The sequence below is a fragment of the Bradyrhizobium sp. 14AA genome, assembly GCF_054185205.1.
In genome coordinates, this window is record NZ_JAVAYM010000004.1 from 235526 (window position 1) to 249747 (window position 14222).

12 protein-coding genes are annotated in these 14222 nt (G+C 65.7%); 1 reads left to right on the plus strand and 11 read right to left on the minus strand.

Annotated features, from left to right (window positions below):
- Nucleotides 1-3: 3 nt before the first annotated feature.
- From infB to rimP, 4 genes are all read right to left on the minus strand, one after another.
- Complete coding sequence (infB, locus tag RAD15_RS11120; RefSeq protein WP_458177200.1) at nt 4-2712, minus strand: translation initiation factor IF-2; 2709 nt, start codon at nt 2710-2712, stop codon at nt 4-6.
- A 70-nt stretch (nt 2713-2782) separates the two neighbouring features.
- Nucleotides 2783-3466: an RNA-binding protein gene (locus tag RAD15_RS11125; RefSeq protein ID WP_458177202.1), complete on the minus strand. Its 684-nt coding sequence runs from the start codon at nt 3464-3466 to the stop codon at nt 2783-2785.
- 23 nt (nt 3467-3489) lie between these two features.
- Nucleotides 3490-5100, minus strand: a complete 1611-nt coding sequence (nusA, locus tag RAD15_RS11130; RefSeq protein ID WP_458177204.1) for a transcription termination factor NusA — start codon at nt 5098-5100, stop codon at nt 3490-3492.
- A 2-nt stretch (nt 5101-5102) separates the two neighbouring features.
- Nucleotides 5103-5858 (minus strand): ribosome maturation factor RimP, encoded by a 756-nt coding sequence (gene rimP, locus RAD15_RS11135; RefSeq protein WP_458177206.1) that lies wholly within the window; start codon nt 5856-5858, stop codon nt 5103-5105.
- Nucleotides 5859-6242: 384 nt separating this feature from the next.
- On the opposite strand from rimP, the gene RAD15_RS11140 reads away from it, so the two are divergent.
- Nucleotides 6243-7325 (plus strand): DUF2336 domain-containing protein, encoded by a 1083-nt coding sequence (locus RAD15_RS11140; RefSeq protein WP_458177208.1) that lies wholly within the window; start codon nt 6243-6245, stop codon nt 7323-7325.
- On the opposite strand, the gene trmB is transcribed toward RAD15_RS11140, so the two are convergent.
- From trmB to RAD15_RS11175, 7 genes are all read right to left on the minus strand, one after another.
- Nucleotides 7322-8032 carry a tRNA (guanosine(46)-N7)-methyltransferase TrmB gene (gene trmB, locus RAD15_RS11145; protein WP_458177210.1) on the minus strand — a complete coding sequence of 237 codons (711 nt, stop codon included), beginning with the start codon at nt 8030-8032 and terminating at the stop codon, nt 7322-7324. The two genes, RAD15_RS11140 and trmB, sit on opposite strands and share 4 nt — an antisense overlap.
- Nucleotides 8029-9186, minus strand: a complete 1158-nt coding sequence (locus RAD15_RS11150) for a M20 family metallopeptidase (RefSeq protein ID WP_458177212.1) — start codon at nt 9184-9186, stop codon at nt 8029-8031. Before RAD15_RS11150 ends, trmB begins: the two co-directional genes overlap by 4 nt.
- An 86-nt stretch (nt 9187-9272) precedes the next feature.
- Entirely contained in the window at nt 9273-9686 is a 414-nt protein-coding gene (locus tag RAD15_RS11155; RefSeq protein ID WP_157334771.1) for a helix-turn-helix domain-containing protein, read from the minus strand.
- 216 nt (nt 9687-9902) lie between these two features.
- Nucleotides 9903-11516: an apolipoprotein N-acyltransferase gene (gene lnt, locus RAD15_RS11160; RefSeq protein ID WP_458177214.1), complete on the minus strand. Its 1614-nt coding sequence runs from the start codon at nt 11514-11516 to the stop codon at nt 9903-9905.
- On the minus strand, nt 11513-12631 hold the full coding sequence (locus tag RAD15_RS11165) for a hemolysin family protein (RefSeq protein ID WP_458177216.1): 1119 nt from the start codon (nt 12629-12631) through the stop codon (nt 11513-11515). The genes lnt and RAD15_RS11165 overlap by 4 nt, the downstream gene beginning before the upstream one ends.
- A 1-nt stretch (nt 12632) precedes the next feature.
- Nucleotides 12633-13142, minus strand: a complete 510-nt coding sequence (ybeY, locus tag RAD15_RS11170) for an rRNA maturation RNase YbeY (protein ID WP_458177218.1) — start codon at nt 13140-13142, stop codon at nt 12633-12635.
- Nucleotides 13143-13204: 62 nt separating this feature from the next.
- Nucleotides 13205-14200: a PhoH family protein gene (locus RAD15_RS11175; RefSeq protein WP_458177220.1), complete on the minus strand. Its 996-nt coding sequence runs from the start codon at nt 14198-14200 to the stop codon at nt 13205-13207.
- Nucleotides 14201-14222 lie beyond the last annotated feature (22 nt).

Consider the following 14222-nt stretch of genomic DNA (forward strand, 5'->3'; position numbering starts at 1 on the left):
GACTTACAGGGAGCGCTGGATCGTCTCCACGCGATAACACTCGATGACATCGCCTGCGCGCATGTCGTGGTAGTTCTCGAAGGCCATGCCGCATTCCTGACCGGACTGGACTTCCTTCACTTCGTCCTTGAAGCGCTTCAGCGTCGACAGCTTGCCTTCATGCACGACGACGTTGTCGCGGATCAGGCGCACATTGGCGCCGCGTTCCACGGTGCCGTCGGTGACGCGGCAGCCGGCGACCTTGCCGACCTTGGAGATGTTGAAGATCTCCAGGATTGCGGCATTGCCCAGCATGGTTTCGCGCAAGGTCGGCGCGAGCAGGCCGCTCATCGCCTTCTTCACGTCGTCCACGAGGTCGTAGATGATGTTGTAGTAGCGAATCTCGATGCCGTTGCGCTTGGCGGCCGCGGCCGCCTCCTTGTTGGCTCGAACCGAGAAGCCGATGATCGCGGCGTTGAAGCCTTCCGCCAGCGTCACGTCGGATTCCGAGATGCCGCCGACGCCGGCATGCAGGATGCGGGCGGCGACTTCGTCGGTGCCGAGCTTTTCCAGCGAGCCGAGGATCGCTTCGAGCGAGCCCTGCACGTCGGCCTTGATGATCAGCGGGAATTCCTTGCGGCCCGCCGTCTTCAACTGCGACATCATCTGCTCGAGCGAGCCGCGCATGCCGGAGATCGAGGCAGCCGCGTTCTCGCGCTTCTGGTGCGCGCGGTAGCTGGTGACCTGGCGGGCGCGGGCTTCGTTCTCGACGACCGCGAGGCGATCGCCGGCTTCCGGCGGACCGTTGAAGCCGAGCACTTCGACCGGCACCGAGGGGCCGGCCTCCTGCACCGTTTCGCCCTGATCCGAGATCAGCGCGCGGACACGGCCCATTTCGGCGCCGGCGACGATGATGTCGCCGACACGAAGCGTGCCGCGCTGGACCAGCACGGTCGCGACCGGACCACGGCCGCGATCGAGCTTGGCTTCGATCACGGTGCCTTCGGCCGGACGTTCCGAATTGGTCTTGAGGTCGAGGATGTCGGCCTGCAGCGCGATCATCTCCAGCAGCTTGTCGAGATTGGTCTTGTTCTTGGCGGACACTTCGACGTCGACGACTTCGCCGCCGAAGGATTCCACCTGCACCTCGTGCTGGAGCAGCTCGGTACGCACGCGCTCGGGCTTGGCGTCGGGCTTGTCGATCTTGTTGATGGCAACGATGATCGGCACCCGCGCCGCCTTGGCGTGGTTGATGGCTTCGATCGTCTGCGGCATGACGCCGTCATCGGCCGCGACCACCAGCACGACGATGTCGGTGACCTTGGCGCCGCGGGCGCGCATCGCGGTGAACGCGGCGTGGCCGGGCGTGTCGATGAAGGTGATCTTCTTGCCGCTCTCGGGCGACACCACCTGATAGGCGCCGATATGCTGCGTGATGCCGCCGGCTTCGCCGGAGACCACGTTGGCATGGCGGAGCGCGTCGAGCAGCGAGGTCTTGCCGTGGTCGACGTGACCCATCACGGTCACCACGGGCGAACGCGTCTCGGTGTCGGTGGAATCGTCGATGGCGTCGAACAGGCCTTCTTCAACGTCGGAAGCGGCAACGCGCTTGACGGTGTGACCCAGCTCTTCGGCGATCAGTTGCGCGGTGTCGGCGTCGATCACGTCGGTGATCTTGTGCATCGCGCCCTGCTTCATCAGCATGCGGATGACATCGACCGCGCGCTCGGCCATTCGGTTGGCTAGCTCCTGGATCGTGATCGCTTCCGGAATGACCACCTCGCGGATGAGCTTTTCCTTCGGCTCGTTCGAGGCGTGGCCCTTCAGGCGCTGGGTGCGGCGGCGGAACGAGGCGATCGAGCGCTCGCGCACTTCGTCGGCATTGAGCGCGGTAACGACGGTCAGGCGGCCGCGCTCTTTCTGCGGACCGGGCTTGTGTGTGGTCTTGGGCGGGACGACAGGGCGCGCTGCGCCACCGGGACCGCGACGGATCTGGCGCGGACCATCGTCCTCGTCAGGACCGGCCGCGACGGCGGGCGCGCGGCCAAGCGGGCCGCCGCCAGCGGGACGCGCTGTGGTCGTGCCGGGACGTGCGGTTGTGGTTCCCGGGCGTGCCGTGGTCGTGGTGCCACCGGGGCGCGCTGCAGGTGCGCCGGGACGCGGCGCGGGAGCAGCCGGCGCCGCCGCAGCTGCGGGGCGGGGCGCGGACGGCTGTTCGCCTTCGCCAAAACGCTTCTTGGCTTCGGTCTCGGCCTTGCGCTTGGCTTCGTCCTCGTGACGGTGACGCTCTTCCTCGGCCTTGCGGCGGGATTCGGCTGCCTCGCGCTCGGCGCGTTCGGCGGCTTCGCGAACGGCGCGGCGCTGGGCCTCTTCCTCGGCCTGGCGGCGCTCTTCGACTTCGCGCACCTTGGCATCGGCCAGCGCGCTGGCGCGGGCGGAGCGTTCGTCCTCGGTCAGCGTGCGCAGCACCACGCCGGAGCCGGCGTTGCGCGGCGGCGCCGGGCGGGCCGGAGCGGGCGCAGGCGCAGCCGGCGCGGGCTTCGCAACCTCGACAGCCTGCGGCTCAGGGGTACCGTCGATGCGGCGCTTGCCGCGCTTCTCGACCACGACCTGCTTGCTGCGGCCATGGCTGAAGCTCTGGCGTACGGTGCCCGTTTCGACGCGCGGCTTGAGCGATAGCGTCTTGCTCGGAACGCTCAGCTTCTTGTCGCCAGGGGTCTTGGTATCAACCATTCAGCAGTCCTAATCCTGATTTATCAGTGTTGTGCGTTGCCGCACAGTCCTATCGGGTGGTCGTTGTCTCTCAGAAATCCTGGCCGGGCTTTTCGGCAGTCTTGTCAGCGTCCGCCATCCGGTATCGGACCAGCATCTGGCTACGTGACAGGAATGACTTGCTCGCCGGGCCCGCGAGCAGGGCAGCATGTATCACATTTGACCGGGTCAGTGCCAAATCCAATTCTAACGATTTCAGTGCGGTGACGACCGGAATCTGCGGCCTGGCGCCGCGATTTCCGGCATTTTGACGCGCCAGCATGTCCAATTTGCGGATTCCGTCCGGGGCCCCGTCGCTGGCGTGGATCAGGACCTCGACCGTGCCTTCCCCGAGGGCGCTCTCGACCTTGCCGAAGCCGGCCACGATCTGGCCGGCCTTGGCAGCGATCCCAAGGGCTTCCGTCACGCTCCGGACCAGGAGCGCCTCGATGTCGGCGGGAAGCGTCTGAGGGATGCGCAGCTCGCGCTTGAAGGCTTTGGTAAATTGGTGACGCCGCACGGCTTCCGCAACCACCTCGCGTGAGGCGGTGACCCACATGCCGCGTCCGGGCAGCTTGCGCTTGAGGTCGGGAACTATGTCGCCTTGGGGGGATACGACGAAGCGGATCAGCTCTTCGATCGGCCGAACCTCGCGACTGACCGCGCACATCCGCATGGTCGCGGACCTTTCGGTCCGCGGGCCATGGTCGAGATCGTGGTCGGTGTCTGCGAGCATCCGGGCGACATTCTCCTTCGCCCTTAAGCCGGCTGATCTTCGGAAGCCTCGGCCTCCTCAGCGGGCTTGGCGAGATCGGCCTCGGTGATCCAGCCGGCCTTGACGCGGGCCTGCATGATCATGGCTTCGGCATCGTCACGGGTGATGTCGATACCGTCGAGCGCACCTGCAAATTTGGTCTGCTCGCCGCCTTCCTTGCGCTCGGTCCAGCCGACCAGATCGTCGGTGGCGCAGCCCGCGAGGTCGTCGACCGACTTGATGTCGTTCTCGCCGAACTTCACCAGCATCTTCGAGGTGACGCCGGGCACGTCCTTGACCGCGTCCTCGACGCCGAGTTCCTTGCGGCGCGCCTCGAGCTCGGCTTCCTGCTGCTCGAGATATTCGCGGGCACGGTTCTGGAGCTCCTCGGCGGTCTCCTCGTCGAAGCCCTCGATCCCTGCGAGTTCCTTGAGGTCCACCATGGCGAGTTCCTCGACCGAGGTGAAGCCTTCGGACGCCAGCAGCTGGCCGACCACTTCGTCGACGTTGAGCGATTCCATGAAGACGCGGGTGGAGTTCTCGAAATCGGCCTGGCGGCGCTCCGATTCCTCCTGCTCGGTCAGGATGTCGATGTCCCAGCCGGTGAGCTGCGAGGCCAGACGCACGTTCTGGCCGCGGCGGCCGATCGCCAGCGACAGCTGGTTGTTGGTGTCGGGCACGACGACCTCGATGCGCTCGCGGTCTTCGTCGATGACGACCTTGGACACTTCGGCCGGCGCCAGCGCGTTGACCACGAAGGTCGCGATGTCGGGCGACCAGGGGATGATGTCGATCTTCTCGCCCTGCAATTCGTTCACCACGGCCTGCACGCGCGAGCCGCGCATACCGACGCAGGCGCCGACCGGATCGACCGAGGAATCGCGGGAAATCACGCCGATTTTCGCCCGCGAGCCGGGATCACGGGCGACCGCCTTGATCTCGACGATGCCATCGTAAATTTCCGGCACTTCCTGCGCGAACAGCTTCGCCATGAACTGCGGATGGGTGCGGGAGAGGAAGATCTGCGGGCCGCGGGTCTCACGGCGGACGTCGAAGATGTAGGCGCGGACGCGGTCGCCGTTGCGGAACACTTCGCGCGGCAGCATCTCGTCGCGGCGGATGATGGCTTCGCCGCGGCCGAGATCGACGATCACGCTGCCATATTCGACGCGCTTGACGACGCCGTTGACGATGTCGCCGATGCGGTCCTTGAATTCCTGATATTGCCGGTCGCGCTCGGCCTCGCGCACCTTCTGCACGATGACCTGCTTGGCCGACTGCGCGGCGATGCGGCCGTATTCCAGCGGCGGCAGCGTGTCGGCGATGGTGTCGCCGACCTGGGCGCCCGGATTGGCACGCTGCGCATCCACCAGCGAGATCTGGTTGGAATGGTTTTCGACCTTCTCGACCACCAGCATGTGGCGCGACAGCCGCAGCTCGCCCTTCTTGGGATCGATCTCGGCATGAACGTCAGTTTCGCTGCCGTAACGTGCGCGCGCGGCCTTGGCGATGGCGTCCTCCATCGCCGCGATGACGATGCCGCGGTCGATCGATTTCTCGCGCGCAACGGCGTCCGCGATCTGGAGCAACTCGAGTCGATTGGCGCTGACTGCCATGGCTAGTCTCCTTCGTCAGGCTCGATCTCGCCACGCCGCGCGCGTTCGGCGGCCAGGCGATGTTTCTTCGTATTGGTCGGTGCCGGCTTCTTTTTCGGCTTGGTGTTCTTGGTGGTTTTTTCGCTGATTTTCGCGTGCGGCGCCTGCGGCGGCTCGATGCCGAGATCGCGGCGCATCTGGCGCTCTTCGGCCTTGCCGCGGCGCATGGATTCGGCGATCAGATCGTCGGTCAAGATCAGGCGCGCCTCGCCGATATCCTCCATCGTCAGGAGAACGTCGGGATTGTCGCCGGTCTTGACGTCGTCGCGATGCAGATGCACGCGGTCGCCTTCGACGGCGCCGATCGTGCCGCGGAACCGCTTGCGCCCCTCATGGGCGACAGCCATCTCGACCTTCACCAGATGGCCGGAATAACGCTCGAAATCGGACCGTCGCACCAGCGGACGGTCGATCCCCGGCGAGGAGATTTCCAGCCGATAGGCGCGATCGATGGGGTCGGCGACGTCGAGCACGGGCGAGAGCGCCCGCGAGATCGCCTCGCAATCCTCGAGCTGCATCGAGCCGTCGGGCCGCTCGGCCATGATCTGGACGGTGCAGCCGGATTCCCCGGAAATGCGGATCCGCACCAGGCGGTAACCCATGCCCTCGAGCACTGGAGCCGCGACCGCCGACACACGTGCCGCCACGCCCGGCTCGACCACGAGCCTCGGCTCGGCCAGCAACTCGGCATCCGTGGAACCAGTGTTCGGTTCGGTCATATCAGGGGTCAAGGCGCTCGATGGTTAAGGCTTGGTTAAGACCTGCAAAGGGTAAGACTTGCAAAGCCTGCTTGGGAACTCTTCATCCCGACAGCTGGTCGGGCCGCGCATCTTCCGCCAAGCCGCGTTCAGGTAATAAAAAAGAGCGGGTCCTTTCGGGCCCACTCTCACTACGCGGATCGTATGAGAAGATGAATTGGCGCTGATATAGCGCGTTATGCCCTCCCGGACAAGGCCCATCGCAGGCTGGAGGAGGCTTTTTGCGCCCGATTCGCGGCGCTCCGGGCCTAACGCTTCCTTCACCTCGGGGCCCTAGATTGCCTGATTGTGGGGCGGCTTGGACCAGGGCGCACCCGCGGCGTGCCCCATACGAGTTGCGTTTTCATGACCGTTGCCACGTCGCTCATTCCCGGACTGGACGATATCGTCAAACGCGGCGATCCCAGGCGTCGCGGCGAAATTGCGCGCGCCATTTCCGAATTGTTCTTCCACGACGCTGCAAAGCTTCGTCCCGAGCTGATCGATCTCTTCGACAATCTCCTGATCGATCTCGTCCCACATGCCGAGCTCGCCTCGCGCGTCGATCTCGCCGAACGATTCTCGCAGTTGAACAATGCGCCGCGGCATCTGGTGAGCAAGCTCGCGCGCGAAAACGAGATCATGGTGGCAGGTCCGGTGCTGCGCCGCTCGCCCGTGCTCGATGACGCCGCTCTGGTCGAGATCGCGCGGTTGAAGGGCCAGGGCCATCTGCTGGCGATGACGGAGCGCCCCGCATTGTCGGCGACGGTCACCGACGTGCTGGTCGAGCGTGGCGATCGCGACGTGGTGCGCCGTGCCGCGGGCAATGCCGGCGCGGTGTTCTCGCCCGGCAGCTATTCCGAGCTGATCAAGCGTGCCGCGCAGGACGGCGTGCTGACGCTCAAGATCGGCCAGCGTACGGATCTTTCCGGCGAGAACCTGAAGCATCTTCTCGACGGCACGCTCGACGTCATCCGCCGCCGCCTCTCCAGCGTGGTCAATCCCGCGCGCCAGGTCGAGATCAAGCGCGCCATGGCCGCGATCGAGGAGGCCGCGCTGCCGCCGGGGCCGCGCCGCGATTTCTCGGCGGCACAGCGCACGGTGCTCACCTTGCGTCGCGAGGGCCATCTCGGCGAGAGCGCGCTGCTTGGCTTCGCCAAGGCGAACAAATACGAGGAATCTATCGCCTCGCTCTCGGCGATGTCCGGCGTCCGCCTCTCGATCCTCGATCGCCTGATCGCGGGCGATCGCTATGATCCGATTCTGATCGTGGGCCGCGTGCTCAATCTCGGCTGGCCCACGGTACGCGCGCTCATCCTGCTCTGGTACGGCCCGCACCGCACGCCGGCCGACGCCGACATCGAGGCCGCGCGCATGAACTTCACGCGCCTGATGCCGGCCACCGCCGAGCGCGTCGTGAATTTCTGGCGCAACCGGCAGACGATCTAGAGTCGTCTGAACCGCAAATACGCAGCCTTGCGTCCTTCGCGCGCGGCCTTCCGGCCGTAGCGCGTCATGGTGTAGCCGTCCCAGGGCTGCCGGAAATCGTCGGCGCGTTCCGCCAGCCAGACGAAATCCTGCGAGCGCGCAAGATGCGACAGCGTCCAGGCGCAGTAATCGTCGATGTCGCAGACGAAACGGAACTCGCCATTCGGCTTCAGCACGCGCGCCATGGCGGCAATCGTCCTGTCTTGCACGAAGCGCCGTTTCCAGTGTCGCCGCTTCGGCCAGGGATCCGGATGGATCAGGTCGATCCGCGACAGCGAATCCTTCGGCAGCCAGGCCACCAGCTCGGCGGCATCGCCCGCGAACAGGCGGATGTTGCCGATATTGGCGGCCTCGATCTGCGCGAGGATTTTTGCCATGCCGTTGACATAGGGCTCGCAGCCGATGAAGCCGGTCGTGGCGAAGGTCTGCGCCTCGGCCGCAAGATGCTCGCCGCCGCCGAAGCCGATCTCGAGCCTGACATCGTCGGCCGCGGGGTCGAAGATCTCGCTTGCATCCGCCGGCGCCGCTCGATCGATGTCGAGCGCAAGATGCGGCAGCAGGTGATCGACCAGCTCGGCCTGGTGCTGCCTGAGCTTGTGGCCCTTGCGGCGCCCGAAGAACGCGCGCTCGCCGTCGTCGCGATCGGGATCTGATTTGCGCTCGCTCATTGCAGGGTCTGATACAGGCGATGGAGCAGCCGCGCGCGCGGTTCGAGCGACGACACGTAGAGCTGCTCGTAATGGGTGTGCGCGCCCTTGCCGTCGACGCCGAGCCCGTCGAGCGTGCCGGTATGGGCCGCCGTGAAATTGCCGTCCGAGCCGCCGCCGGTGTGGGTGTCGACCAGCTCGAAGCCGATCTCCGCGGCGAGCGTCTTCGCATGCTCGTACAACGAGGCGCCTGAATTGCTCTTCTCGTAAGGCGGACGATTGAGCTCGCCCGTGACCTTGACGGTGACTCCGTCGGTCTTCGACGTCAGTCCGAGGATCTTGCCGACGAATTCGTCGGCGTCTTTGAGGCTCAGCACGCGCAGATCGATTTCGGCATAAGCCTCTTCCGGTGTCACATTGGGCCGCGTGCCGCCGCGCACCACGCCGACATTGACGGTGACGCCGCGCTTCAGATCGTTCATCCCCTCCAACGCCAGGATGACGTTGGCGAGCTCGCGGACGGCGCTGCGGCCGTCTTCCGGCCGGGTGCCGGCATGCGCGGGCACGCCCTTGATGAACACCCGGAAGCGTCCGACGCCCTTGCGTCCGGTGACGATCTTGCCGCCGTCGCGCGCCGGCTCGGTCACCAGCACGTATTTGGCCTTGCGCCCCTCCGCCTCGATCAGCGCGCGTGAGGTGGGACTGCCGATCTCCTCGTCGGAGGTGAACAGGTGCGTGATGCCGAGCGGCGAGCGATCCGCGGTGGCGCACAGCGCGCGAAAAGCGTGATGGGCGATGTAGGCGCCGCCCTTCATGTCGTAGATGCCGGGACCGAACGCGCTGTCGCCTTCGACCTTGAACGGCAGGCGCTCGATGAATCCCATGGGGTGAACGGTGTCGAGATGGCTCAGCACCAGAATGCCCGGCTTGTCCTGGCCCCAGGTCGAGCGTGCCAGGAGGTGATCGCCACAGCCGTCGATGCCGGCGACGCGCTCGAGCGTGACCGGCAGATCGCGATATTGCTCCGCGACCATCGAGACCAGTCTGTTGACCTGTTCAGGCGCTTCCGTCGGCGTCTCGACCTCCACCCAGCGGCGGATGCCATCGAGAATAGTTTGGGTATCGAACCAATTGGAGCCGGTCATGGACGCATCTGTGCCTTTGAATCGCATCATCGAAGGCGACGCGCATCAAAGCGCAGCCGCAAATGACGACATAGGCCAGATTTGACGCAGCCTCAAATCGCCATCGGGATGGCGCGTCAGCGTTTGTCGGGACCTTCGCGGGCCGCGATCTGCTCGACGAGATCGACGATCGAGCGGCGCATCTTCGAATCGGTGATTCGGGTGAACGCCTTGGTCAAAGCGAGTCCTTCGGAGGTCGCGAGGAAGTCCGAGACGTAAGAGGGCGAGGCGCCTTCGCTGAAGCCATCGGGACCCGCCACGCCGCTCGGGCCGCCCTCGAACAGGAACGACACCGGCACCTGGAGAATCTCGGCAATCTGCTGGATGCGGCTCGCGCCGACCCGGTTGGTGCCCTTCTCGTATTTCTGGATCTGCTGGAAAGTCAGGCCCAAAGCTTCACCGAGCTTTTCCTGGCTCATGCCCAACATGATGCGGCGCATACGCACGCGACTGCCGACATATTTGTCAACAGGGTTGGGCGCTTTCGACATTTCCTCAGCCCTCCAAACATCACCGTCGGCGCAATCATCAGGAATGCCTCAGGTGTCAGCAACGTCAAATCAGACCCTGTTATTAGGAAACATTGCGGAGAAATTTAGCAACGCACCACTGTCTTTTGCAGCCGGCGCAGAATGGGGAGCCCACGTGCAGTCTGTCAACCGTGGGACTACGGTTGTCAAAAGTTTCCGTCCGTGGCGGCGGCGTGATCAGAGATGCCGTTTGGCAACACGTCGGCGGACCGCCAAAATCACGGCCAGCGCTACGAGCATGGCAGCGGGCACGTCGCCCACTCGCGCATAGACAGTCGGCGGGATTGCTGCGGGCAGGCTTGCATCCAAAATGCCTTCAAGCCCGAGGCCGAGGCTGGCGACGGTTCGTCCGACCGGATCGATCACTGCGGAGATTCCGGTATTGGCGGAGCGGACCAGCGGCAATCCGAGCTCGATCGCGCGCATCCGCGCCTGCTCCAGATGCTGATAGGGGCCGGTCGAGATACCGAACCAGCCGTCATTGGTGAGGTTCACGATCCAGCCCGGACGTTCGCCGCGTCCGGCGACCTCGCCGGGAAAGATTGCTTCGTAGCAGATCAGTGGTAGCGCGGCCGGCGCGCGTGCGACCGGCAACGCATGCCGCACGGTGCCCGGAATGAAACCGCCGCGCACACGCGTCAGTTGCTCGAAACCGAGCTTCTCCATCAACTCCTGGTAGGGAAGAAATTCTCCAAACGGCACCAGATGCAGCTTGTCGTAAACCGCGAGCACGCTGCCGTCGTGATCGATCACGTAGATGGAGTTATAGGCGCGGGTGATCGGCGTGCCCCGCGGCAGGTCGGGCGCGCGGACCGAACCCGTGATCAGCACCGTGCCCTTGGGCAGAAGGTCGGCGATTTGCGCCATCGCGTCCGCTTCGCGGGTCAGGAAGAACGGAAAGGCGGATTCCGGCCAGATCAGGATGGTGACATCGCGCATGCCGGTCGATTGCGGTCCGGAGGCGCGGTCCGACAGGGCCAGGTATTTCTTCATCACCTCCGCCTTGGCGGCGTAGTTGAACTTCGCGTCCTGCTGGAGGTTCGGCTGCATCAGCCGCAGCTTCGCGCCCGCGACCATCGTGGTCGGATGCAGCGAGAGGCGGATCGCGCCGAAGATGCTCATGACAATCAGAAGCGCAATTGCTGCCGCCGGCACGCGCCATGGCAGGCGGCGATCGGGCGTGCGGTCGATCAGCGTCGCGGGGCTCGCGAAGATCGCAACCGTCAGGAACGTCATGCCCCACAGGCCGATCAGCGAGGCCGTCTGCGCCAGCGGCAGCGGCTCGGACAGTGCATAGCCGAAGGCGTTCCAGGGAAAGCCGGTCAGCGCGTGACCGCGCAGCCATTCGCTGATGGTGAGGCTTGCCGCGAGCGCAAGCACGCGCGTGGCGTTCTTGGTCCAGAGCAGGCGCGCGAGCGCAAAGCCCATCGCTGTGAAAATGGAAAGGTAGGCCGGCAGGCCCAGCACGGCGAACGGCGTCAGCCAGGCGAAGACATCGGCATCGACGAAGAAGGCGTAGCCGATCCAGTAGAGGCCGGGAACGAAATAGCCGAGCCCGAACCAGTAGCCGGTCAGCGCCGCGGCGGGGACGCCGCCATATCGTCCGGCGCCGGCGCCGTCGATCAGCCAGACCAGCACCGGGAAGGTGATGAACAGCACCGGGAACGCGTTGAACGGCGCCAGCGCCAGCACCGACAGCGCCCCGCACCCCATGGCGATGACGGCGCGCTTCCATCCCCAGGTGAGGATGACGGCAAGCGCAATCTGTCGAAGTCGCTGGAACGGGCTCACTGTTGGCCGGTCCCGTCGCTTGGCGGCGGGGTGGGCGGGTCATTGGCCGGCGGCTGGCCGCTATCCGGCGTAGCCTCGCGGCGCCGGCTCTCGCGCTGGGTGCGCGGTGCGGGGCGCTCCTTCCGCGTCGAGATGCGCAGCCGCTTGACGCGGCGCGGATCGGCATCGAGCACTTCGACCTCGTAAGTGCCGGGGCCCGAGATCACCTCGCCGCGCACCGGCAGGCGCCCGACGAAGCTGACGAGATAGCCGCCCAGCGTCTCCACTTCCTCGCCGGCTTCGCCGGTGACGAAATCCTCGCCGATCACCGTGCGGACGTCCTCGAGGCTGGCGCGGGCGTCGGCGATGAAGGCGTTGTCGGGCAGGCGCACGATCGAGGGCGGCTCGTCGCTGTCGTGCTCGTCGTCGATCTCGCCGACGATCTGCTCGACGATGTCCTCGATCGAGACCAGCCCGTCGCTGCCGCCATATTCGTCGACCACCAATGCGAGGTGAATGCGCGTGGCCTGCATCTGCGCGAGCAGGTCGATCGCCCGCATCGACGGCGGCACGTAGAGCAGCTTGCGGATGATGCGCGCATCCCCAAGCGGCATCGCGAGGTCCACGGCCTTCAAATCGAGCCCGGCCGGCAGCGGCTTCTTGCGCTTGGTCTTGGTGGCCTCCGACACGCGCGCGCGCGCGGTCATGAAGGCGAGCAGGTCGCGGATATGGACGATGCCGACGGGATCGTCGAGCGTCTCGTTGTAGACCACGAGACGCGAATGGCCTGCGCTCTCGAAGCGGTCCATCAGTTCGCCGAGCGGGATGTCGCGCTTCACCGCGATGACGTCGGCGCGATGCACCATGACGTCGGCGATGCGGCGCTCGTGCAGGCCGAGGATGTTGCGCAGCATGGTGCGCTCGACCGCCGAGAAGCCGGTGTCGTCGGGCGTCGTCGCGTCGAGCACGACCTGGAGGTCGTCGCGCACCGATCCCGCCTTCCAGCCGAACAGCGTCCGGATGGCGCGCAGCAGCCAGCCTTCCGCGGTCGGGCGCATCACCTCGCCGGGCGTTACCACCGCCGGCAAATTGGCCGTGTTGCGCGGATTGTCGTGAATTGGTTCGGAATCCGGCATCTCAATGCGTCCCCGGGCGGTCTGCGTAGGGATCGGGGATGCCGAGGTGAGCCAGGATCTCGCGTTCGAGCGCTTCCATCTCCTCGGCGTCGTCGTCGTTCTCGTGGTCGTAGCCGATCAGGTGCAGGAAGCCGTGCACGGCGAGATGGCTCAAATGGTGGTCGAACGGCTTGTGTTCCTCGTCCGCCTCGCGCCGCATGGTCTCGTAGGCGATCGCGATGTCGCCGAGCATGCGCGGCGCATCGCCTTCCTTCCATTCGCCCTCCGGCTGGAGCGCGGGAAACGACAGCACATTGGTCGGCTTGTCGATGCCGCGCCAGTTGCCGTTGAGGGTGCGGATGCCGGCATCATCGGTCAGCATCACCGCCACTTCCGCGTCGGCGACGTCTTCGTCGACATTCTCGGCGGCGGCCGCAACGGCGCGCTGGATCACGGCTTCGGAATCGGGCTCGCGCTGCCAGCAATCGGCGACGACGAGGACCTCGGTCATGGGAAGGTTGGGGTGTGACATTGTCTTTGTTCGGAACGAAGGGCGCTTCTCGTCCGCGCCCGCCGGGTCCGGCTGTTGTCTCGTCAGGATTTACCGGTGGCCGGCCGCTGCGGCGACCCTTCGTAAGCGGCGACGATCCGCGCCACGAGCTCGTGGCGGATCACGTCCTCGGCTTTGAAATGAACTTGCGCAATGCCTTCGACGCCGCTCAAGAGGCGCGTTGCCTCGGCGAGGCCCGATGTCTGGCCGTTCGGCAGGTCGATCTGCGAGGGATCGCCCGTCACGATCATACGGCTGTTCTCGCCCAAACGCGTCAGGAACATCTTCATCTGCATCGACGTCGTGTTCTGCGCCTCGTCCAGGATGATGGCGGCGTTGGTGAGGGTGCGGCCGCGCATGAAGGCGAGCGGCGCGATCTCGATCTCGCCGGTCTGCAGCGCGCGCTCGACGATGCGCGCGTCCATGAGGTCGTAGAGCGCGTCGTAGATCGGGCGGAGGTAAGGATCGACCTTCTCGCGGAGATCGCCGGGCAGGAAGCCGAGCCGCTCGCCGGCTTCAACCGCCGGACGCGACAGGATGATCTTGTCGACCTCCTTGCGCTCGAACAGTTGCGCGGCGTGCGCGACCGCGAGCCAGGTCTTGCCGGTGCCGGCGGGGCCGATACCGAACACCAGCTCGTGGCGCTTCAGCGCGCGGATGTAGGAGTCCTGCGCGGCCGTGCGTGCGCGCACCGGGCGTTTGCGCAAATTGATGCTGTCGAAGGTCGATTTGGCCGATTTGGCGTCGAACTCGAACAGCGAGCCCTGAGCGATGACCGCGCGGATAGCGCCTTCGACCTCGCCCTGGTCGAGATCCTGCCCCTTTACCGCTTGCGCGTAGAGCATCTCCAGCACGCGGCGCGCGGCGTCGCAGCCGTCGCGCGTGCCGCCGATGGTGATGTGGTTGCCCTTGGAATCGACCACGACGCCGAGCCGCCGCTCGATCTGCGCGAGATGCTGGCCGTAGGGGCCGACCAGGGCGGATGCGGCGCGGTTGTCGTCGAAGTCGATGACGACCTGGGTCTCGGGCGGAACTTGCATGTCGCGGTCAAATTTGCGGCTG